This window comes from Micropepsis pineolensis (assembly GCF_055392125.1).
In genome coordinates this window covers 630,454-651,352 of record NZ_AP042408.1, presented here as the reverse complement: position 1 = coordinate 651,352, position 20,899 = coordinate 630,454, and the positions used below count along the sequence as shown (strand labels likewise).

Sequence of the window (20,899 nt, the reverse complement as noted above, 5' to 3'; positions counted from 1 at the left end):
CGCTTGAGTGGCGCGCCGTCTGCCGTTATGGTCCGCCCTGCCATGGAACCATTTACGACCCTCAGCGGCGTTGCCGCCCCCCTGCCGATAGTCAATGTCGATACCGACATGATTATCCCCAAGCAATTCCTCAAAACCATCAAGCGCACAGGCCTCGGCAAGTCGCTGTTCTACGAAATGCGCACGCGCCCCGACGGCAGCGATAATCCGGATTTCGTGCTGAACCAGCCAGCGTACAGCAAGGCGTCCATTCTGGTCGCTGGTGCCAATTTCGGCTGTGGCTCGAGCCGCGAGCATGCCCCCTGGGCGCTCAAGGATTTTGGCATCAGCGCCATTATCGCGCCGAGCTTTGCCGACATTTTCTTCAACAACTGTTTTAAGAACGGCATTCTGCCGATCAAACTGCCCCAGGATCAGGTGGATAAACTGATGGATGATGCCGCCCGTGGCGCCAACGCCATCGTCAGCATTGATCTGGAAAAACAGGAAATTACCGGCCCCGATGGCGGCTGCATCAAATTTGATGTCGATCCGTTCCGCAAGCTGTGCCTCATCAACGGCTGGGACGATATCGGCCTGACCCTGCGCCAGGACGCCAAGATCGCGACCTATGAATCGGCGCAAAAAGCCAAAACACCCTGGATTTAAAATGACCTATAATATTCTGTTCCTGCCCGGCGACGGCATCGGGCCCGAGATCATGGAAGAAACCAAACGCGTTCTGGCCTGGTTTGCCCAGAACCGTGGGCTTTCTTATACGCTGGACCATGATCTGGTCGGCGGTATCTCGTATGAGACCCATGGCACAGCCGCCACCGATGCCATGATCTATAAGGCCCAGCAGGCCGATGCGGTACTGTTCGGCGCCGTCGGCGGGCCGCAGTGGGACCCGCTGCCGTTCGAGCTGAAGCCCGAACGCGGCCTGATGCGCCTGCGCAAGGATCTCGGGCTGTTCGCCAACCTGCGCCCGGCACTGTGCTTTGAAGCGTTAAAAGACGCCTCGACCTTGCGGCCGGAAATTGTCGCCGGTCTTGATATTTTGATCGTGCGTGAACTGACCGGCGGCATCTATTTCGGCCAGCCCAAGGAAGTCACTGTGCTGTCGGGCGGGCAAAAGCGCGCCGTCGACACTCAAGTCTATACCACCATGGAAATCGAGCGTATTGCCCGCGTCGCGTTCCAGCTGGCGCGGCTGCGCGGTAAGCGCGTTGCCTCGGTCGAGAAATCCAACGTCATGGTCACCGGCGTGTTGTGGCGCGAAGTGATGTGGCGCATTCACGATGCTGAATTTCCCGATATTGAGCTGACCAACGTGCTTTCGGATAACTGCGCCATGCAACTGGTGCGCAATCCGAAGCAGTTTGACGTCATCGCCACCGACAATCTGTTCGGCGACATTCTGTCAGACGAAGCCGCTCAGCTGACTGGTTCAATCGGCATGCTGCCGTCAGCCTCGATCGGTGCCAAGGATGCCAATGGCCGCCTGCCCGGCTTGTACGAGCCAATTCATGGCAGCGCCCCCGACATCGCCGGCAAAGGCCTGGCCAACCCGATTGCGACCATCCTGTCGCTGGGCATGTGCCTGCGCTATTCCTTCGAGCGTATCGAGGATGCCACCCTAATCGAAAAGGCTGTCGATAAGGTGCTGAAAGACGGGTATCGCACCCGTGACATCATGCAGTCGGGACAGATCTCGGTTTCGACCGCGGGCATGACCGACGCGATCCTGTCGGCGCTGGACGCCCTGAAGGGCTGAACCTTCCGCAGAATACTTTAAGTAAAACGGCGAAGCGCAATCTTCGCCGTTTTTTTGTTTGGCCGAACCATTCCATCTCAGCCATAAAAAAACCGGCGGCACTTTCGCACCGCCGGTCTTCACTTAAAAATACTGCCGAGATTACCGGCCGCCGACGAAGGCGACGCGCAGCATGTTGGTGGCACCCGGGGTGCGCAACGGCACACCGGCGGTGATCACGATGCGCTGGCCCGGCTTGGCAAAGCCTTCGTCCAGAGCAAACTTCGTGGCGCGATCGACCATATCGTCCAGATCCTGAGCGTCTTCGGTGAAAACGCTGTGCAGGCCCCAGGTCAGAGTCAGACGATGCGCGGTTTCCTTGCTCGGGGTCAGAGCCAGGATCGGCGCTTCAGGCCGTTCACGGGCGCAACGGAGCGCGGTGGCACCCGACTTCGTCCAGCACACGATGGCGCTGGCGTGGATCGTGTGGGTGACTTCGTGCACCGCCGCCATGATGGCGTCCGGCGTGGTCTGTTCCGGCGGGTTACGATGGCTTTCGATCATCGACAGGTAGAGCGGGTCACGCTCGACCGAGTTGGCGATCTTGTCCATCATCGAAACCGCTTCGACCGGATACTGGCCAGAGGCGGATTCAGCCGACAGCATAACCGCGTCAGCGCCATCAAACATGGCGTTGGCAACGTCGGAGACTTCAGCGCGGGTCGGAACCGGTGCGCTGATCATCGATTCCAGCATCTGCGTGGCAACAACAACCGGCTTACCGGCGCGACGCGCCATGCCGATGATGTGCTTCTGCTTGCCCGGAACCAACTGCACCGGCACTTCCACACCCAGATCGCCACGGGCAACCATCAGCGCGTCCGACAGGTCGAGAATGTCGGCCAGGCAAACCAGCGCCTGCGGCTTCTCGATCTTCGACAACACGCCAGCGCGGCCGGCAACGATCTTCTTGAGGTCGGCGACGTCTTCGGGACGCTGCACGAAGGACAGAGCAATCCAGTCAACGCCCTGCTTGAGGACGGCTTCGAGGTCGCTGTGATCCTTCGGGGTCATCGCCGAAATCGGCAACACGGTATCGGGCAGATTGACGCCCTTGCGCGAACGCAGCACACCGCCGACTTCGACCACGACATTGGCGTCGTTCTTGGTCGCGTCGAGAACGCGCAGACGCAGCTTGCCATCATCGACCAGCAGCGTATCGCCTTCCTTCAGGCCAGCGAACACTTCCGGATGCGGCATCGGCACATCGGTCGACTTGTCGGCTTCGGCACCGCAAACCAGATGCAGCTTTTCGCCATTGGCGATATCGCGCTGATCGTTGTTGAGCTTGCCCAGACGGATCTTCGGGCCCTGCAGATCGGCGAGAATGCCGATCGGACGGCCGACAGCCTCTTCCAGATCGCGGATATACTTGAAGCGATTGGCCAGGTCTTCGTGCGTGGCATGGCTCATGTTGATGCGGAAAACGTCCGCCCCAGCTTCAAACAGGGCCCGAATTGGTCCCGGAGTTGTGGACGACGGGCCAAGCGTGGCCAGGATTTTCGTTTTGCGAGTGCGCCGCATTTATTTTTTGATCCTCATATGGACAAGGGCAAATCGACTTTACCGCTTGCGCCCGACCACCTGTATCGGCGGGTCCGGGCAGTTTCATTTTCATAGGTTTCGTCTACGTCACAGACCAGTCTTGCTCAAGTGTTAATCAGACAATGTTTGTTTCCAGTCTGCCCGGTCTTGAGTGTCGACCTCGAAAAACCCCTTACTGTCGTATCCTCGCGCCGCACAATTTCCCCGCCCGTTGATGGTGAAAGAACCATCCGCAGACGTACAAAAATTGGTACCGCCACTCCATGTGCCCGATCTTCCGTCGGTGCCATAGAAATAGTAATAACGCGCATCGAGCGGACCGGCGATCAATGTGGCGCAAGTTCCAGGCGGAACGCTCCACCACCCCCGGCTTTCCCAGGTTTTCCCAACAGCACGACCCAGAGCCACTTTAGCTGGCACACGGGCCTTGTTGCAGAGCTGCAAACCCGCCGCTGCAGGGGCCGCTAGCAGCGTTACCGCCACCAGGACCGCCACGAGGCGCATGCGGCTGTGTCGCCTAAAGGAATCTATGCTGTCAACGTACATATTGGCGCAACCATACAGGCCAAACGTTTCAATTCTCCTATGACCGCGTTATGCCCGTGTAAGCCATGGTGAAAAAAAGATTTCCACCCTGCGGCACAGTGTCAGGGAGCGCTTATTTGCCGCCGAAGGCCTGCTCCAGCAACGCCATCTGCCCACGGGCGCCAGGCGCAATCGCAACCTGCCCAAAGAGCACTTCGTCGAGCCGGGCAATCTGTCGATACAACTTATCGCTGCGAACAAGAAGATCACGCAACACCCCGGGCAGAAGATCGACACCTTCGCGTCCCGAACCAAAACAGATCTCCTTGGAACCGAGACGGTAGCGGTCACAGGCCGCTTCATCGGCCTGCATTTCACCTTCATGCACCGCACGCTGAACCAGAAGCCAGCTTGCCGCCTGCATCAGCCGCGTGGTGACCCGCATGCTTTCCCCCGCATAAAGCAGCGCAGCCTTACGCGTCAGAATGCGCTGTTCGTCACGCCCCGGACCATCGAGATACCGTGCGGTTTCCTCGACCAGATCCATTCCTTCATCGAAAAGGCGCTTGAACAGCACCGATCCCGCGAAGGATTGCAGGGTCAATTCATGAAGTTCTTCATCTGCCGTCGAAAGCATGCTGCACTCCCAGAAAACTGGGCCCAAGCTGAAACACTAAGCCGAACACCATCTGCATCTTAGTCGGTCACACCACAAAGCCCATGAGCCCCCTCATGAGCCTAGCGCCGTCGGACCGCGGCGCCCTGTATAGCAGGGCGTGCCCACTACGCGAAGGCGACAAAGTTCCGTCCCCTCAATAAGGCAGAGGATAAAAATCGGTCAGCAGGAATTGGTAAAGGATATTTCGCAACGAATAGGCAAGAATTCGGTCTTTACACGGTTTAAATATTACCGCTTGAAGAAAGCATCTGCCGCTGATTTGGAGGCTTCGCGGGCGGTGATCGCACTTTGGCAGCGCAGAATTTCTTCCTCGAGCATGACAATGCGCGCCTTGAGCTCGAAAGCGGAATAGGCCGTGATGTCTTCGCCCAGCACAACCTCAGAGGGCTTTTTACGCGGTAATAATTCCTCAGGATCGATACTCATGCCGCACCATTCTCCTTCGCGCGAAAAATGCACCGCGTAAAAATAGCAAACAAGGCCGCCTGCGCAAAAGCCATAACGCCATCTTAGCGCGCCGCCAACCCGACCAACCCTGGCAAAGCCTTGACAGCTCGCTGGGGGAAACGCATCAAAGAAGCCCAATTGCGGAAATGAGGACGATCATGCAGGTTATGGTAAAGATGTTGCAACGGTTGCTGCCAAAAACACTGGCGGGCGCCTTGGCCATCAGCCTATCCATCAGCCTGCTGGCCGGGTCCACAGCCCCGGCCGCTGCAGCCGCCCACAAAACCGCCCCCACCTACAGCCTTCTGGATGCCGCCGGCGCCGGGGATCTCAACGGGGTTCAGCTGCTGCTGTCCAAAGGTGCCAATGTCGAGGCCCGCGCCGCCGAAAGCGGCGATACACCGCTAATGGTCGCTGCCCGCAACGGCTATCTGCCGGTGGTGCAGGCGCTGATCGCCGCCAAGGCCAAGGTTAATGCCAGTAACACCAACGACTATACCGCACTGATTTTTGCCGCCCAGAACGGCCGCCGCACCGTGGTGCAGGCCCTGATCGCCGCCGGGGCCGATGTTAACGCCCATTCTAACAACGGTGCTGTTGCCATTTTGTCGGCATCGGCCTTTGGCTACCCCGAAATCGTCAAACTGCTGGTGGCGGCACGGGCCAACGTCAATGTGAAGGCCGGGAACGGCTACACCCCACTGATGCTCGCGGCACAGAATGGCTACACCCAGACGGTTGAAACCCTGATCACGGCGCGGGCCAATGTTAACGCGGCTGCCAATGACGGCAACACGGCGTTGCGCGCTGCCAGCAAAAAAGGCTTCTGGGGCATCTGCAAACTGCTCAAAGACGCCGGGGCTCATTAGGCAGCCTGTGGACGATTTTAAAATGAGCACATTCGGCTGCGGATTCATCCGGCCAAACGTGCTTTAATCCGGCCCATGCGTTACGCCCCACATCTGCTTGACGAAATTCTACGTCGTGTCGACATCGTTCAACTGGTCGGCCGTAGGGTCAAACTGACCCGAAAGGGCGGCGCATTCTGGGGCTGCTGTCCGTTTCACAAAGAAAAGTCTGCCTCGTTCAAGGTCGAAAACGCCCGACGAACCTATAAATGCTTTGGCTGCGGCAAAGGCGGCGATGCCTTCAAATGGCTCATGGAGACCGAGGGACTGAGCTTTCCCGAAGCTGTCGACAAACTGGCTGCGGAAGCGGGCGTCGTACTGCCCAAGGCCACCCTGCAGGATGCCGAACGCGAAGAAAAGCGCAAAAGCCTCTACGATGTCGTTGAAGCCGCCTCGGGCTTTTTTGAAGCCTGCCTGTTCAGCCCCGCCGGGGAAAAAGCCCGGCACTATCTCAAATCCCGTGGGCTGGATGGCGCGGCGGCCAAACGGTTTCGGCTGGGGCTGGCCCCTTCCGGCAACGGCCTGCTGCGCTTCTTAAGCGAAAAACAGATCCCGGTCGAAGATATCATCGCCGCCGGGCTGGCCCGCCCGCCCGACGAAAACCGCCCGTTACGCGATTTCTTCTATGACCGGCTGATGTTTCCCATTGCCGACGGTCGCGGCCGGCTGATTGCCTTTGGCGGGCGGGCCCTGATGCCCGATGCCAAGCCAAAATATATCAATACCGGGGAAACCGTGCTGTTTTCCAAGGGCCACCAGCTTTACAATTTTGCCAGTGCCCGCAGCGCGGCGATCCGCAGCCAGTCGATCATCCTGTGCGAAGGCTATATGGACGTCATCGCCTTGGTCCGTGCCGGATTTGAGGCCGCCGTGGCCCCCTTAGGCACCGCCCTGACCGAAGACCAGTTGCAACTGTTGTGGCGCACCGCCCCCGAGCCGATTGTCACCTTTGACGGTGATGAAGCAGGCATGAAGGCGGCGGCGCGGGCGGCGCACCTTGCTCTGCCCTTCTTAAAGCCCGGATATTCTTTACGTTTTGCCTTTTTGCCGCCGACGGAAGACCCCGACAGCCTGATCCGCTCGGCAGGCCCCGCCGCGATGCAGACAGTGCTCGACAAGGCCGAACCACTGGCCGAGCTGTTGTGGCGGCTGGAAACGGAAAACAAAGATATTACCACACCGGAGCGCAGGGCCGGGCTCGAGCGACAGATGGCCGAGCTTGTCGCGCAAATTGGCGACGAAAAGGTTGCCGACTATTACAAACGGGATTTCGAGGACCGGATCTTCCAGAATTTCAAGCGCCGCCGCCCGCGCGAAAACAACGGTCGCGATGGTGCAGGCAGCCCCCAGAACATTGGATCGGGCAGCTGGAATGGCCAAAACAGCGGCCGCAGCAGCGGTCGCGGCGGCAAATGGGAACGCCCGCCACCCTTTGTGCCAGTGTCCGACGCGGTCAAAAATTCCCTTCTGGCCCGTGCAAATGGTAGTAACAACCGTAACGCTGCCACCTGTAAGGTTAAAGAGGCAGAAGTTTGCCGCCATTTGCTGACGGCACCAGAACTGGTACTTACCCATGCTGAAACCCTTGCCGCGCTGCCTTTTTCTGATCCTTTGCTTGACAGGTTCCGCCACGAAATTTTAAACCTCGCCGCTTCTGATAATGGGCTTGAAGCGTCCGCGCTGAACGACCATTTTAACAGGTTGGGGATGAGCGGGCTATTGACCCGGTTACAGCCGGAGGGGCGGGATACCGCGCCAGAGCCGGTTGAACTGGTTGATCGCGCCCAGGATGTTGAGGCAAAGTTTTTATGTGCAGCGGCTGAGCTGCGCGAGCTGGCGGAATTAAAGCCTGAAAGGGCGAAGGCAAACGACAGGTTCAAGGCGCTCGCCACCGAAGAAAGCTGGCGGGACTATTTGAATTTGCGGCGGCATTAACCCCAGAGAATGGGGATAAACGCCGGTTTGCATATTGTTGTAATCGACGATTTTCACCAAGGATGATGTGAAAGTGGCAAGCAGCAAGCACGAGAAGGCCAAAAAGGCCGTTAAGGCCTCCAAGCCGGCCCCAAAAGCCAAAACCGCCAAGACGGTGGCTGCCAAATCCGCATCGGTCAAGAAGAAGACCAAACCCGCGCCTAAAGCCAGCGCCGCCAAACCGGTGCAGCCCAAGACCAAGGCCGCGGCCACGGTGAAAAGCCCGGCCAAAGTGAAGGCTGCCCCCAAAGCCGCCCCCAAAGCGGTCAAACCCGAAACCCAGGCCAAAGCCCCCATTAAGGCTTCCGATAAAGCCGCAAAAGAAAAGTCAGACGTGAAAAACAAGGTTAAGGCAGCAGCGGCCAAAGAAGCCCCGGCAAAGACGGAGGCGGTGAAAGCTGCGCCCAAGGCCGCGGCAAAACCCGCATCCAAGCCCGCAGAAACCAAGGCCGCCACGACAAAAGCCCCGGCAACCAAGACCGCTTCGACCAAGGCAGCGACGACCAAAACGGCAGCGGCGAAAGAAGCTGCGGTAAAGGCCGCGGCCAAGGTTGATCCCAAGGCGGAAAAAAGCGCCGCAGCGCCGAACAAGCCGCAGATCAAGATTGTGCCCAAACAGGGTGAGCAGGACGACAAGCCGGACGCCGATAGCGCCCTGCTCGATCTGTCGGACGTTGCCGTCCGCAAGATGATCACGCGGGCCAAAAGCCGCGGCTATGTCACCTATGACGAACTGAACAAGGTGTTGCCTTCGGACAAGGTCTCCTCCGAACAGATCGAAGACACCATGTCGATGCTCTCGGAAATGGGCATCAACGTCATCGAGAGTGAAGAGCAGGAAGAGGGCGGCGAAGGTGAAATCGCGGTCCAGGCCGACGGCAAGCCGGTCGCTACCACCAAAGAAGGTGCCACAGAAACCTACGACCGCACCGATGACCCGGTGCGCATGTACCTGCGCGAGATGGGCTCGGTCGAGCTTTTGTCGCGTGAAGGCGAAATTGCCATTGCCAAGCGCATTGAGGCCGGTCGCGAGCTGATGATCGGCGCCTTGTGCGAAAGCCCGCTGACCTTTGAAGCCCTAACCGTGTGGAGGGACGAACTTAACGAAGGCAAGGTGCTGTTACGCGACATCATCGATCTGGAAGCCATGTATGGCACCGGGCCGGATGGTGTGGTGGCCGAAGGCGATGGCCTGAACCTTGGTGAAGGTATGGGCGAAGGCGAAGACGGTGCCATGCCGCCAATGCCGCGCCCGCCGGTGATTCCTGCGATCACCATCCCCGTGGCAGCCCCGGCCCCCAAGGAAGCGCCTAAGCCGGCCGTGAACGAAGACGGCGAAGAGGTGGATCCCGGTGAAGCCGCGGCCGCCGCCGACGGTTCGGGTGACAGCGACGAATTCGACGAGGAAGGTAACCTGCCTTTGTCGGCGATGGAAGCGGCGCTGAAGCCGCAGGTGCTGGCAACCCTGGAGCAGATCGCCAACCTTTATAAGAAGCTGGGCAAGCTGCAGGACGCCTCGGTCGAGGCGGCACTGGCCGATGACGAGCTGTCGCAAGGTCAGGAACGCCGTTTCAAGAAGCTGCGCCTTGAGACCGTCGATCTGGTCAAGAGCCTTAAGCTCAATAACAACCGCATCGAAGCGCTGGTCGATCAGATGTACGGCATCAACCGCCGTCTGATCGGACTGGAAGGCCGCCTGCTGCGCATGGCCGAAGCCCGTGGCGTGCCGCGTGAAGACTTCCTGAAAGAGCATTTCAGTCACGAACTCGATCCCAACTGGATTACGCGCGTGGCCGGGCTTTCGCGCAAAGCATGGAAAGACTTCGCCGCCATCGACGGTACCCGCATCACCACCTTGCGTGATGAAATTCAGACCCTGGCCCAGGAAATGCGCCAGTCGATCTCGGATTTCCGCCGCATTGTCCAGACCGTGCAAAAGGGCGAGCGCGAATCGACCGTCGCCAAGAAAGAGATGATCGAGGCCAACTTGCGCCTGGTGATCTCGATCGCCAAGAAATACACCAACCGCGGTTTGCAGTTCCTCGACCTTATTCAGGAAGGTAATATCGGCCTGATGAAGGCGGTGGATAAGTTTGAATACCGCCGCGGTTACAAGTTCAGCACCTATGCGACGTGGTGGATTCGTCAGGCCATCACCCGTTCGATCGCCGATCAGGCCCGCACCATCCGTATTCCGGTGCACATGATCGAAACCATCAACAAGCTGGTGCGCACCTCGCGCCAGATGCTGCACGAAATCGGTCGCGAGCCCACGCCGGAAGAACTGGCCGAACGTCTGGCCATGCCGCTGGAAAAAGTGCGCAAGGTGCTGAAGATCGCCAAGGAGCCGATTTCGCTCGAAACCCCGATCGGTGACGAGGAAGATTCGCACCTCGGCGATTTTATCGAGGACAAGAATGCCGTCCTGCCGATTGATGCGGCCATTCAGGCCAATTTGCGCGAAACTACCACGCGGGTGCTCGCCACACTGACCCCGCGCGAAGAACGCGTGCTACGCATGCGCTTTGGTATCGGCATGAACACCGACCACACTCTGGAAGAAGTCGGCCAGCAGTTCTCGGTGACCCGCGAACGTATCCGTCAGATCGAGGCCAAGGCCCTGCGCAAACTCAAGCATCCGTCACGCAGCCGTAAACTGCGCTCCTTCCTCGACAACTGATCCCGCAGGACAGAACATAAAAAAGCGCGGGCCCTTCCGGGGCCCGCATTTTTATTGCCTGAACTAAAGAAAACGCTGCACCGGTGGGAGGGAACCGGTGCAGCGTCTCTTACAAAACTACGCCTTACAAAAGGTCTGCATCAGAAGCGTGCCCGCACCCCCAGGGTGATGCGTGGCTCGAACTGTGTGGTATCGCCCTTCTGATCGGTCCAGACATAGTAATAATGCTCTTTTTCACCAAGCAGGTTAGAGCCCTGCAGGTAGACCGTCATGTTGGACATGAAGTCGTAGCTGGCTGAGGCATCGAGATAGAAGGTTGATTTCTGATACTGCTCGAAGCCCTGGATACCGCCAATGTTAGAACTGACGGCCCGCTTGGAGCGATAGTTGCCGGCAATACGCGCCTGGAACAGATCGTCCTGATACCACAGGATCAGGTTTCCCTGCCATTTTGAATTGTCCGCAAACGGAATAGCGGCACCGGACAAATCCATCTCGCCGGAATTACTCGGCGAGAAGGTCATGTTGACCTCGCTGCCGAAATTACCCCAGAAGCCAGGCAGGAAGTCGAAAGCCTGCTTGTCGGCAATCTCGACCCCTTTAAGGTTTTTGCCATTGCCCTGAATCGGACCACTGACCGCAGCGCAGCGGCGCACCACACCATCCATATCGGCCAGATCACACCGGTTCGTGCTGCCGGTATAGATGAAGCTGTCGACGTCGATATAGAACAGCGCCAGACTCACCATGCTCGACTTGCCGTAATAATATTCAAACGACATATCGTAATTCGACGACCGCCACGGATCGAGATCCGGGTTGCCGTTCTGTGAACCACCCAGCACCGCATAAATATTGCTGGTCGAGCTGGCCAGACCATAGTTGAGCGACAACGCCCCACCCCACTGACTTAAGTCGAGCAGCTGCATGTTACGCGAATAGGCGGCACGGAATTTCAGATTATCGAAGACGTCGAGGCTGAAATTGACTGCCGGAAGATAGTCAGTAAACGTCCGATCCGTGTGCGTAATACCCAGATCGCCGCTGGTCCGACCATAAGATGTGTCCTTGACCGTGCTGGTGGTGTCGACCTTGTGTTGATCAACGCCCAGCCAGGTTTCGGTAACGCGTAAGCCTGCATTAAAATCAAACGGTAGTCTGACATTACCCGGGAAGGCCAGATCCCCGTCAAAAGAGCTCTGGAAATACCCGGAAGTTTGCGAAACACTGACCCGCCATGTCGAAGCCGGATCGATATCACGGATATTACCGGGATAGAGCGAATTCTGGAACTTCATCACATTGTCCATGGCCTTGGGGGCGATGTTGTACATCGTGACTCCCTTAACCCCAGCAACGTTTTTGTAGGTCTTGACGTAATTACTGACGGCGCTGGGCATCTCGGTCGGGGTATAGCCCGCCATGGTGTTAGCCCGAAGATATTCGCCAGAGGAATTCACGGCATAACAGCCCAGCGCATTCGAGCTGTTCAGCAGAGTATCGGCCGCCTTCCAGCGGACATAGCAACCGGTACTGTTGACTGAACCATCGGCATTATAGGCTGCTTCGCCGCCGTACATCGGTGCCACCAGATTAAAGCCGGTGTTTTGCGCCGCCCGGAAGCTTTCGCGAATGCCAAAATCAAACTTCACGCCGCTTTCACCGAATTTGTAATGACCATCGGCCCGGAAAACCTTCATGCCACTGGAACGGTCGTGGTTGCCTTCTGATGAGACCGTCTTCAGCGCGTAAGCATCAACATTGGACAAGGCACTCTGCAATGCGGTCGGCAACGTCAGCTTCATATTCTCACCGCGCATATCGATCACAACCGGATAGGTATTCGCAGCAAGGCCATACGGATTATATGTGTAGCTGCCATTCAGCCCGGCATAGGTCGTGCTGCCGCTATTCCACTGTGCCCCATCCGTTAGTGCAAACTGAATATAGCTTTGCATCAACAGTTCGCGGGCATCGGCATAGATGCCACGGACCTCGGCGGTGAAGTTGCCGCCATTGTCATAAGCAAGCTGCAGATTGTAGTTGCGCGAAGACGAAGTGGTGACATCATCCTCGGAATAGGTCTCCATATCACCGATATATTTTGTGTAAACTTGGGTGGTATAGAACTCATACTGATTATCGGTGCTACTGCCGCTGTTCCAGCCGCCATAGACCTTGACGCCAGTATCGCGTGACACCGTCGGAATAAAGGTCGCTCCGAGCCAACTCGATGAATTGAGCTGATAACCGACCTGACGGTTATACTGTTTCTGGAAGGTATAGAAGAAATCGCCCGACACCCTGAGGCCATAGCCGAGCTCGCCCTGAATCGAGGCGTTGACACCAATACGCTGTCGTTCGATCTCGCGCTGCAAAGCAATAGCGTTTTCTGTGCCATAGAAGGCGTCGGTTGAATCACCATCGCTATTAACGTCAACGCTTCCCGTCGAAGAGTTGTAATTCATCGCCGACGGGATAGTTGCCCCGTTCCAGCCGGTTACAAAACCATTATAGGCGCCGGTACAGCCGTTACAGGAACCACCCTGCTCGGCGAAAAGCTCGCCGCCATACTGGTCCATACCGTTGGTGGAATTCTCGAGCGTAATATCGGAATAAGTGACCGCCAGCATGGCACCCCAGTGCCCGCCATTATAGTTCACCAATCCGTTGAAATCCGGCTCGTACTTGTTCGACTTGGTGCCGTGCACGCCCTGCAGCGAGCCAGACAGCGTCCACCCCTGCGGCATATCCAGTGGATGGCGGGTTTTAAGATCGATGGTGCCAGTAATACCGCTGTTGAGCAGGCTGGCGGTCGGCGACTTGACCACATCAGCCCCCGAAAACAGCGATGACGGAATATCGCCGAAATTGGGCTGCACACCGACAATGTTACTAGTCGTCAGGAATGCCTCACCGTTCAGCATAGTGCTGACTTCCGGTAGCCCACGGATATTGACGCCGGAACCTTCGCCGGCACTGCGGTCGATCTGCACGCCAGTGATGCGCTGCAACGAATCCGAAATCGTCGTATCCGGCAGTTTACCGATATCTTCGGCAGCAATGCTGTCGATGATCGAGGTCGAATTCCGCTTGGTGTCGATGGCCTTTTGCTCGGCGCCACGCACGCCGAGCACCACCACGGTTTCAATGGCACCACTATCCTGGGCCCAAGCCGCGCCGAAGCTGGCGGCAACCCCAAGTGACGCCAAGGCACAGCTCAGCGCGGTAGAGGCATATAGCCTACGATTACACTTCATTTGCTCCCCTTCCTTCTCCCGTCAGCGCACGCCTTCTTATGGGAACGGTCCCAGCGGAACCGGCTTGAAGGTTGTGCGTCTGCGTCAGGTCAGACTAAGAGGAAGGTAAGCGCTTATCAACTATAAGGGGAAGCGTGTGAAACTCTCGTGTGCAACTGTTGCGCGAACACAACAAAAAACATCTGAAAGAGTAGATAAAATTATCGTAGTACAGAAAGTTATTATGAAAAAACAGTGTGTTAAGGCGGAAAGTGGGGGCGGGCCCAGGAAGACCCGCCCAACCAGATGTCCGGGCATAACCGGACTTACTTGGCGGCCGTGCGGTAGACGGCAGGAACCTTGGAACCCACCTGGGCCAGGGCAGCCGTGAAGGCGGTTTCTTTGCAGCTGTTGTAGGAGGCAATTTCGAAATCACGCGCCGGACCCGAAATCGACGGAACCGAACCGCAAACTTCCGTGGAAGCCATGTGCAGGCGATCAAACAGCGCCGCAACACCAGCTTCGCTATTCAGATCGAGATCCCCAAAAGCAACCTGGGTGTGACGCTCCTGGAAGGTGACATCATCGGCCATGTGGGCCGGAACAGTCGCAGCCGAACCAGCAAGGGCGGCGCCACTCAGCAAGACCGCGGCAGTCAGCGAAAACAGGATGGATTTTGACATGTTATTATTGCTCCTAAAGATTGGTTAGCCCGTATTGACAAGGAGCATATTGACGATGACTTGTGATGAAGCCGTGATGAAATTTGGGCAACATTGTGAAATTGTGCAGTGCAAAATATGTCTGACACTTTTCTTGCGGGTATAAAACAGTCATTTTGCAGGAGTTTCATACAATTTTTACGGGCTTGCCGTCGAATTAGGCCATTTGTTCCGCATTGCAGCAATGCGGTGCACAACGAAACGGTTCGTAATAAAAAACAGTAATGAAAATTATTAGTGATGTAATACTTCATATAAAAAAAGACGAGCAGCCTATAATTACTGCCCGTCTTATGTATAGATAGGTAAATGCTGATTAATCGCCGATGGCTACACCATCACGCCTGGGGTCAGCAGCACCGGCATACTCCCCCCTAGTCTTTCCCACAATGTGCAATCCACTGCTCTCGGACGCGTTCGATTTGACAGAATAGCCCATCGAGGTAAGCGCTGACATAAGCGCCGAAAGGCTCTCATCTCTCTCCAGCGTCAGCGGCCCGTTCATCTCGACCACATGTGGCAAAGCCACCGCCTTCCGGGGCGACAGCCCACCATCAATCATGCCGATCAGCGTTGTCGTGACATAGGGAATGATCGCCGGACCACCGGGTGAACCCAGCGCAATGGCAAAATGCCCCCTAGCGTCGAATACAATGGTAGGCGCCATTGCGCTTAAAGGTCGCTTGCCCGCCGCCGGGGCGTTGGCCACCACTTCACCATTCTTAACCGGGGCAAAGGTGAAATCGGTCAGCTGATTGTTGAGGAAAAATCCCTTCACCATCATTTCTGAGCCGAACACCGACTCCACCGTGGTGGTCATGGTCACCACCTGACCGTGGCCATCGACAATCGACATATGGCTGGTGCCGCCCACTTCGCTGCTGGTGTGCGACTTGGCGGGGGGTACACCCGCGGGATGGCCAGGACTGGCTTCCCCCATATCGCGTGCCGGATCGATCAGCTGAGAGCGGGCCACAATGTAATCACGCGCCAGCAGCCCCGCCACCGGAACCGAAATAAACGCCGGATCGCCGAGATAGGCGGCCCGATCGGCGAACGCCAGTCGGCTGGCCTGCGCGAACAGATGGACTTCACTTAACGTGTTGGGCTTCAAATCCTGCGAGGGAAAACGCTCCAGCATCCCGAGGATCTGCAACACCGCAATACCGCCCGAGCTGGGCGGCCCCATTGAACAGACCCGATAGCTGCGATATGGCCCACAAACCGGTTGCCGTTCGACCGCATGATACCCGGCAAGGTCCGCCATCGTCATGCCGCCGGGATTGCGCGGCGCATGTTGCACGGTATCGACAATGCTGTCGGCAAGAGCACCGTGATAGAAGACCTTGGCCCCACCTGACGCAATCTGGCGCAGCGTGGCGGCCAGCTGTGGGTTCTTCAGCGTATCACCAGCCGCAACCAGCGTACCGTCTGGCTTGCTGAAATAGGCTTTAACGCTGGGCTCCCACAACGCCGCCGGATAGGCGCGCAAAGTCCGGGCCAGCTTGGGCCCGACCGGGAAACCGTTTTCGGCAAGCCGGATCGCTGGTCCAAACAGCTTAGCCCAGGGCAGATGGCCATATTTGTCATGCGCCATTTCCAGCATCGCCAGCACGCCCGGCACACCGACCGAAAGCCCACCCGGAATGGCTTCGCCGTGGGGGCGCGGATTGCCTGCGGCATCCAGAAACATCTCTGGCCGCGCCGAAGCCGGAGCGGTTTCCCGCCCGTCAAAGCTGGTCACTTTGTGATGGGCCGGGTCCCACAACAGCATGAAGGCGCCACCGCCAATGCCGGAGGATTCCGGCTCGACCAGTGTCAGCACCAGTTGCGCGGCAATCGCTGCATCCACAGCCGAACCACCCTGGCGCAGCATTTCAAGGCCCGCTTTCGCGGCATAGGGGTTGGCCGCGGCAATCATATGGTGACGCACCACAGGCGAGACGGGCGCAGACTTAGGTGCCGCATTCAGTGGCGCTATGATGAGCAGGAACGAAATAAGCAGCAACAGCCATCGTGACGTTTTCATGGGAACCTCAATTTGCTGTCAGACAGGGGTGTGGGGCTAAATTATAGCCCATAGGGCGCAAGGGCGTCGATCCGCTCGCTTGCCCCAAAAAAGAACTTCCCCCCGGACAAACCGGGAGGAAGAGTTCACTCTAGGATAGGAGAAACCAACGCGAGGGACTTACCATTTGCCCGTGATGCGGGCGTAGATATACCGGCCGTTATAACCAAACGGCGAGTAATAGGGGAAACCCAGCACACCATTGCTGTTCAGCGATGCAGGAACCGCCTTGGGATAGGTGTCGAGCAGATTGTCAGCACCAATGGCCAGACCGACATTGTCAGTCACCTGATAGCGTGCTTCCAGATCGACGATGATCTTGTTGCCGGTGTAGTAGTCGTTGGCGGCAGTCGAACCGGGTTGTTGCACATCACCGTAATAGGTGGCGCGCAAGGTGCCGCCCCATTCATTCAGGTTCCAGTCAGTGGCCAGCGAAGCCTTATATTCCGGTGTACCATTTTCCATCGTCTTGATGCGCGAACGGGCAAAAAGGGTCGGCACCGGATTGAGGGTCGAAGACGAGGTCGGCAGTTTGGTAACCGATATATCGTTATAGTTTCCGGCGGCGGTAAAGTCGAACTCACCAAAACCATCCGTAGACAGACGGTAATGTCCAACCGCGTCGATACCTTGCGCCGTCGACGACACGCCATTGAGGAAGAAACGCGCCGACTGCACCCCCAGCGGATCGAGCAGCGCCGCAACCTGCGTGGAATAGGTGCGGTTGATCAGTTCCGACAGCACGATCTGATCGCGGATATTAATCCGATAGGCGTCGACGGTAAAATCGACCGGACCAAAACGCAGTACTGTGCCCACCGAATAATTCTTCGACTTTTCTGCCTTAAGCGGCTTGCCGCCCAAAGCCTCGGCAATCGAACTGGTCGCAGGGAAGGTGCCGGTCTCAACCACTTCGCCATTCTGAATCACCGACGAGGTCGAGGTATAATACTGCTGTTGCAGCGACGGGGCGCGGAAACCAGTCGAGAAGGAACCACGCAGGGCGACATTCTCGGTCACATCATAGCGCGCCGAGACCTTGCCGGTCAGTGTGTTGCCGAAATCAGAATAATGTTCAAAGCGTGCCGCACCTTCGACCGTCAGATCCTTCAACAGCGGCAGTTCAATATCAACATAGGCCGCGAAGTTATTGCGCCCCTTGTTGACCTCGTTACTGGGCTGAAAACCAACAAAGCCCTGCGCACCACCGGTTAGCGCCGTGTTGGAACCGAGCGAGCCGCGGTTATAGCTTGCAGGCTCACCAGCCCCGATTTTGTAATTCTCCCAGCGCTGTTCCAGCCCCCAGGCGACATTGGCATCGCCACCGCCCAGACCAATATCGAACCCACGCGTGAAAGACGCATCCAGAATCCACTGATCATAGCTCAGCGAACCATCATAGAAGCTGGTTTGTGAATCGGCACCATAGGTCGCATTGAGCGAATCTTCGGTACGGAAATAGAGCGTGTTATTGCCGTAGGAGACGCTGAAATCCGACTTCCAGCCCAAGAGTGTCCCGCGGGTACCAAAGGCCGAGGTGATGTCCTGGGAATTGACCGCGATCTTGGGCAAGAACCCGTCAGGATAAATCTCGGTGACATTGTTGGCATTATTGGACAGTCGCGGGAAGGCCGCACTTTTGCTGTGGCGGTTCTGATAGCCAGCCCAGCCGTAAAGCTCCCAATCACCGCTGAGCGGCTTGCCAGCATTGGCAAAGAAGGTCCATTGCGGATCAACCTGCGGGTCACCAAACCGCGCGGTGATCCGACCATCGGCGGCGGCGCGCGGATCATAGTCGGAGCGGTTAGTCGGCTTACGCAGCAGATATTCCGCCGACAGTGTCAGATACCCGTCATCGCCCAGCGCAAAGCCCTGCCAGGCCGAAGCATTGACGGTACCGCCATCGGTTTCATCACGCTTGCCCCGGGCGGTTTTGACCACAGTGGCATATTCGCCGGTGGTAACAGACGCCCCGCCACCGCTGGATGCCTGTTTCAGACGTAAGTTGACCACACCGGCAATGGCATCGGAGCCATATTGCGCCGAAGCGCCATCGCGCAGCACTTCAACACCGGCCAGCGCGCTGACCGGGATCGAGTTGAGGTCAGCCGCCGCCGAACCGCGCCCAACCGAGCCATTGGTGTTGACCAGAGCAGAGGAGTGATAACGAATGCCGTTCAAAAGCACCAAGGTCTGATCGGGCGACAAGCCGCGCAAAGTGGCGGGACGGACCGAGTCGGTGCCATCAACCGCGGACGGGCGGGGGAAATCAAGTGATGGCACATTGCCCGACAATGCCGCGGCAAATTCGGTAGAACCCTGGCTTTGTAAATTTTCCGGCGTGACGACATCAACCGGGGCCAAGGTGTCGAGGCGGGAACGCCCCGCAGTTCGGGTGCCAGTGACGACAACGGTTTCAACCGTCGAACCGGCATCGGCTGCATCGGCAGCCTGGGCCGCATCCGCCACAGCCAAGGCTGACAGCGAGGCGGTGATCAGCAGGGCAGACCGCAAACGGGAAGAAGCGAAGGGGGTCATATTACCTCACAAAAGGGTACAGAAATCCTATCGCGGCACAAAAGCGCCACGGCACATACGCAAGAGAACTCGCTTGGTGGATTATCCGGGGCGCTGAACGATCAGCGGCAGCCCCCTTCAAAACCTGTTTGAGCACCGGGGCGCATACATCGGTATGGGCTTGTCCCACCGCCGCCCATTCCGCCCGGGGTACCAGCGGGGCTTACGGCGATCCGTAAACAGGTAGCCTTCACAGCAGCCATGACCTTAACGCTCCACTCAACTGACACGCGGTAACGACGGTTGGCCGGATTGCCAGATCGCCCCTTCGCGTTAGATTCATTACAAAGAGAAGTAGGGCGCAGGTCAATCAACAAAAAGACAATGGCATACTTAAATATACAACAATAATTTAATGGAGATAATGTAGTAACACATTTTACGCTCGTTTTGTGCAAAATAGCAGCATGTTGCATGCGGATTATAGGCGCAGCAATGTCCGCTTGCCGTGTGCAAGGACGCCGGAAACCTCACAAAATCCAGAAACGAATCAGTCCTGCACCCGACTGACGCCCACGCACGTTCTCACGCGGACTTCATATGCTGGCGAGCCTGTAGGGTTGGTGTGGCGGCTACAAGCGAGCCAGCCGACAAAAGAATGGTGCACCCGACGAGATTCGAACTCATGACCCCTGCCTTCGGAGGGCAGTGCTCTATCCAGCTGAGCTACGGGTGCGTTGGCACTGCTATAACCTAGACCGCGGCGGCAAAGCAACCGGGCTTCGTAAAGGCCTCCACCATTTCCACCCGACCTTTACCCGGCCAGACTGACCAGCGCGGCGGCCAGCGTGCTGTGCACCACGGCGCGGGCACGGCGACGCCAGGTTTCATCGGCGGGGAAGACGGCGGCACGCATTTCGGCAGCAATCTCCTCGGCCTGTGGGTGGGTGGGGCGGCCCTGCCCCCACAACCAGTGATCGCGGCAGATCAGGCTTAGATAATCCTCGGGCGGCACGGTGCCGATGCAAAGGCTGGCGGCTGCGGCCCCGCACCAGTCGGACAGCCCGGCGGTGACGCTGCCATGATCCGGCACCGGACGGACCCGGCTCCAGACCCGCGCGGCCTGCCCGCCCACGGGGGCCGTGAGCGTCGCTTCACCAAACTTGCCCGGACCGGTATGCAGATCGAGCACAACCAACTCCTCGACCTGACGCAGTTCTTCGCGCACCACATCGCCCAGCATGCGCTGCGACCATGAGATATCGGCCCCGCCATAGGCCAGCCCGGCCGGATGCGAATATTGCCCACGGGCCAGCACCTCGAGCACCTCGTCGGAGGCCAGCGGCGGCTGAGTGGCAAAACGCCCATCAAAATGCCCGGCCAGTTTCAGATAGGCCGGGTTGGCGGGCGGGTGATCGAAATCGATGAAGTTGTGATCGACATCGACATTAGCCTCGTCGACACGGCGCGACCAGGCATAACCGAACGGGTTGAGGGCGTTGAGTAGCACAATCTTGGTATCAGGCGGGGCCTGAAAGCCCTTTTCCTGCAACAGCCCGGTCAGCACTAAAGCCCCAAACGCGCCATCAACACCGTTGGTGCCACCGATGACCAGCAGCGCCTTGCGGGCATCGCGCTGGCCGAACCAGACGGTGTCGAGAAACAGCGGCTTGCCATCACGGCCAACGCTGCCCGGGTGGACGCGGGTGATGGTATCCCGCCCGGTTTTGCCTGCCGCATCCAAAAAGGCCGCACGGCCTTTACGATAGTCGTAGAAAATATCCGCTTCACGCATACCAG

The 20,899-nt window shown here is 57.8% G+C and carries 14 protein-coding genes and 1 tRNA gene; 5 read left to right on the top strand and 10 right to left on the bottom strand.

What is annotated here, in order from left to right; all coding sequences use genetic code 11:
- The first annotated feature begins 42 nt into the window (after positions 1 to 42).
- On the top strand, positions 43 to 648 hold the full coding sequence (gene leuD / locus ACZ5RI_RS03000) for a 3-isopropylmalate dehydratase small subunit (protein WP_464514626.1): 606 nt from the start codon (positions 43 to 45) through the stop codon (positions 646 to 648).
- Between the two features lies 1 nt (position 649).
- Entirely contained in the window at positions 650 to 1,756 is a 1,107-nt protein-coding gene (gene leuB, locus ACZ5RI_RS02995) for a 3-isopropylmalate dehydrogenase (RefSeq protein ID WP_464514625.1), read from the top strand.
- A gap of 141 nt (positions 1,757 to 1,897) precedes the next feature.
- Here leuB and pyk read toward each other — a convergent pair whose 3' ends face one another.
- The 4 genes from pyk to ACZ5RI_RS02975 form a co-directional block, all read right to left on the bottom strand.
- Entirely contained in the window at positions 1,898 to 3,319 is a 1,422-nt protein-coding gene (gene pyk, locus ACZ5RI_RS02990) for a pyruvate kinase (RefSeq protein ID WP_464514624.1), read from the bottom strand.
- 132 nt (positions 3,320 to 3,451) lie between these two features.
- Positions 3,452 to 3,844 (bottom strand): DUF1036 domain-containing protein, encoded by a 393-nt coding sequence (locus ACZ5RI_RS02985; protein WP_464514623.1) that lies wholly within the window; start codon positions 3,842 to 3,844, stop codon positions 3,452 to 3,454.
- 154 nt (positions 3,845 to 3,998) lie between these two features.
- Positions 3,999 to 4,502 carry a protease adaptor protein RcdA gene (rcdA, locus tag ACZ5RI_RS02980; protein WP_464514622.1) on the bottom strand — a complete coding sequence of 168 codons (504 nt, stop codon included), beginning with the start codon at positions 4,500 to 4,502 and terminating at the stop codon, positions 3,999 to 4,001.
- A 270-nt stretch (positions 4,503 to 4,772) separates the two neighbouring features.
- Positions 4,773 to 4,970 (bottom strand): DUF1192 domain-containing protein, encoded by a 198-nt coding sequence (locus ACZ5RI_RS02975; RefSeq protein ID WP_464514621.1) that lies wholly within the window; start codon positions 4,968 to 4,970, stop codon positions 4,773 to 4,775.
- Between the two features lie 179 nt (positions 4,971 to 5,149).
- On the opposite strand from ACZ5RI_RS02975, the gene ACZ5RI_RS02970 reads away from it, so the two are divergent.
- From ACZ5RI_RS02970 to rpoD, 3 genes are all read left to right on the top strand, one after another.
- A complete protein-coding gene (locus tag ACZ5RI_RS02970) occupies positions 5,150 to 5,860 on the top strand; it encodes an ankyrin repeat domain-containing protein (RefSeq protein ID WP_464514620.1) in 711 nt (236 codons plus the stop codon).
- 75 nt (positions 5,861 to 5,935) lie between these two features.
- Positions 5,936 to 7,834, top strand: a complete 1,899-nt coding sequence (gene dnaG, locus ACZ5RI_RS02965) for a DNA primase (RefSeq protein ID WP_464514619.1) — start codon at positions 5,936 to 5,938, stop codon at positions 7,832 to 7,834.
- A gap of 643 nt (positions 7,835 to 8,477) precedes the next feature.
- A complete protein-coding gene (gene rpoD, locus ACZ5RI_RS02960; RefSeq protein ID WP_464515537.1) occupies positions 8,478 to 10,553 on the top strand; it encodes an RNA polymerase sigma factor RpoD in 2,076 nt (691 codons plus the stop codon).
- Between the two features lie 140 nt (positions 10,554 to 10,693).
- Here rpoD and ACZ5RI_RS02955 read toward each other — a convergent pair whose 3' ends face one another.
- From ACZ5RI_RS02955 to ACZ5RI_RS02930, 6 genes are all read right to left on the bottom strand, one after another.
- The gene (locus ACZ5RI_RS02955) at positions 10,694 to 13,813 is read right to left on the bottom strand and encodes a TonB-dependent receptor (protein ID WP_464514618.1); all 3,120 of its coding nucleotides are present in this window, start codon (positions 13,811 to 13,813) and stop codon (positions 10,694 to 10,696) included.
- 305 nt (positions 13,814 to 14,118) lie between these two features.
- Entirely contained in the window at positions 14,119 to 14,475 is a 357-nt protein-coding gene (locus ACZ5RI_RS02950) for a UrcA family protein (RefSeq protein ID WP_464514617.1), read from the bottom strand.
- 355 nt (positions 14,476 to 14,830) lie between these two features.
- A complete protein-coding gene (ggt, locus tag ACZ5RI_RS02945) occupies positions 14,831 to 16,543 on the bottom strand; it encodes a gamma-glutamyltransferase (RefSeq protein WP_464514616.1) in 1,713 nt (570 codons plus the stop codon).
- A gap of 159 nt (positions 16,544 to 16,702) precedes the next feature.
- Complete coding sequence (locus tag ACZ5RI_RS02940; RefSeq protein ID WP_464514615.1) at positions 16,703 to 19,120, bottom strand: TonB-dependent receptor plug domain-containing protein; 2,418 nt, start codon at positions 19,118 to 19,120, stop codon at positions 16,703 to 16,705.
- 638 nt (positions 19,121 to 19,758) lie between these two features.
- Positions 19,759 to 19,835: transfer RNA gene (locus ACZ5RI_RS02935), tRNA-Arg, on the bottom strand.
- Positions 19,836 to 19,913: 78 nt separating this feature from the next.
- Positions 19,914 to 20,894, bottom strand: coding sequence for a DUF2817 domain-containing protein (locus ACZ5RI_RS02930; protein ID WP_464514614.1), 981 nt, complete (start codon positions 20,892 to 20,894; stop codon positions 19,914 to 19,916).
- Positions 20,895 to 20,899: the final 5 nt, after the last annotated feature.

Bases quoted from the DNA above. Each gene is read 5' to 3' on its own strand.
- leuD (WP_464514626.1), top strand. From the start codon at position 43: ATGGAACCATTTACGACCCTCAGCGGCGTTGCCGCCCCCCTGCCGATA.
- leuB (WP_464514625.1), top strand. From the start codon at position 650: ATGACCTATAATATTCTGTTCCTGCCCGGCGACGGCATCGGGCCCGAG.
- pyk (WP_464514624.1), bottom strand. From the start codon at position 3,319: ATGCGGCGCACTCGCAAAACGAAAATCCTGGCCACGCTTGGCCCGTCG.
- ACZ5RI_RS02985 (WP_464514623.1), bottom strand. From the start codon at position 3,844: ATGCGCCTCGTGGCGGTCCTGGTGGCGGTAACGCTGCTAGCGGCCCCT.
- rcdA (WP_464514622.1), bottom strand. From the start codon at position 4,502: ATGCTTTCGACGGCAGATGAAGAACTTCATGAATTGACCCTGCAATCC.
- ACZ5RI_RS02975 (WP_464514621.1), bottom strand. From the start codon at position 4,970: ATGAGTATCGATCCTGAGGAATTATTACCGCGTAAAAAGCCCTCTGAG.
- ACZ5RI_RS02970 (WP_464514620.1), top strand. From the start codon at position 5,150: ATGCAGGTTATGGTAAAGATGTTGCAACGGTTGCTGCCAAAAACACTG.
- dnaG (WP_464514619.1), top strand. From the start codon at position 5,936: ATGCGTTACGCCCCACATCTGCTTGACGAAATTCTACGTCGTGTCGAC.
- ACZ5RI_RS02955 (WP_464514618.1), bottom strand. From the start codon at position 13,813: ATGAAGTGTAATCGTAGGCTATATGCCTCTACCGCGCTGAGCTGTGCC.
- ACZ5RI_RS02950 (WP_464514617.1), bottom strand. From the start codon at position 14,475: ATGTCAAAATCCATCCTGTTTTCGCTGACTGCCGCGGTCTTGCTGAGT.
- ggt (WP_464514616.1), bottom strand. From the start codon at position 16,543: ATGAAAACGTCACGATGGCTGTTGCTGCTTATTTCGTTCCTGCTCATC.
- ACZ5RI_RS02940 (WP_464514615.1), bottom strand. From the start codon at position 19,120: ATGACCCCCTTCGCTTCTTCCCGTTTGCGGTCTGCCCTGCTGATCACC.
- ACZ5RI_RS02930 (WP_464514614.1), bottom strand. From the start codon at position 20,894: ATGCGTGAAGCGGATATTTTCTACGACTATCGTAAAGGCCGTGCGGCC.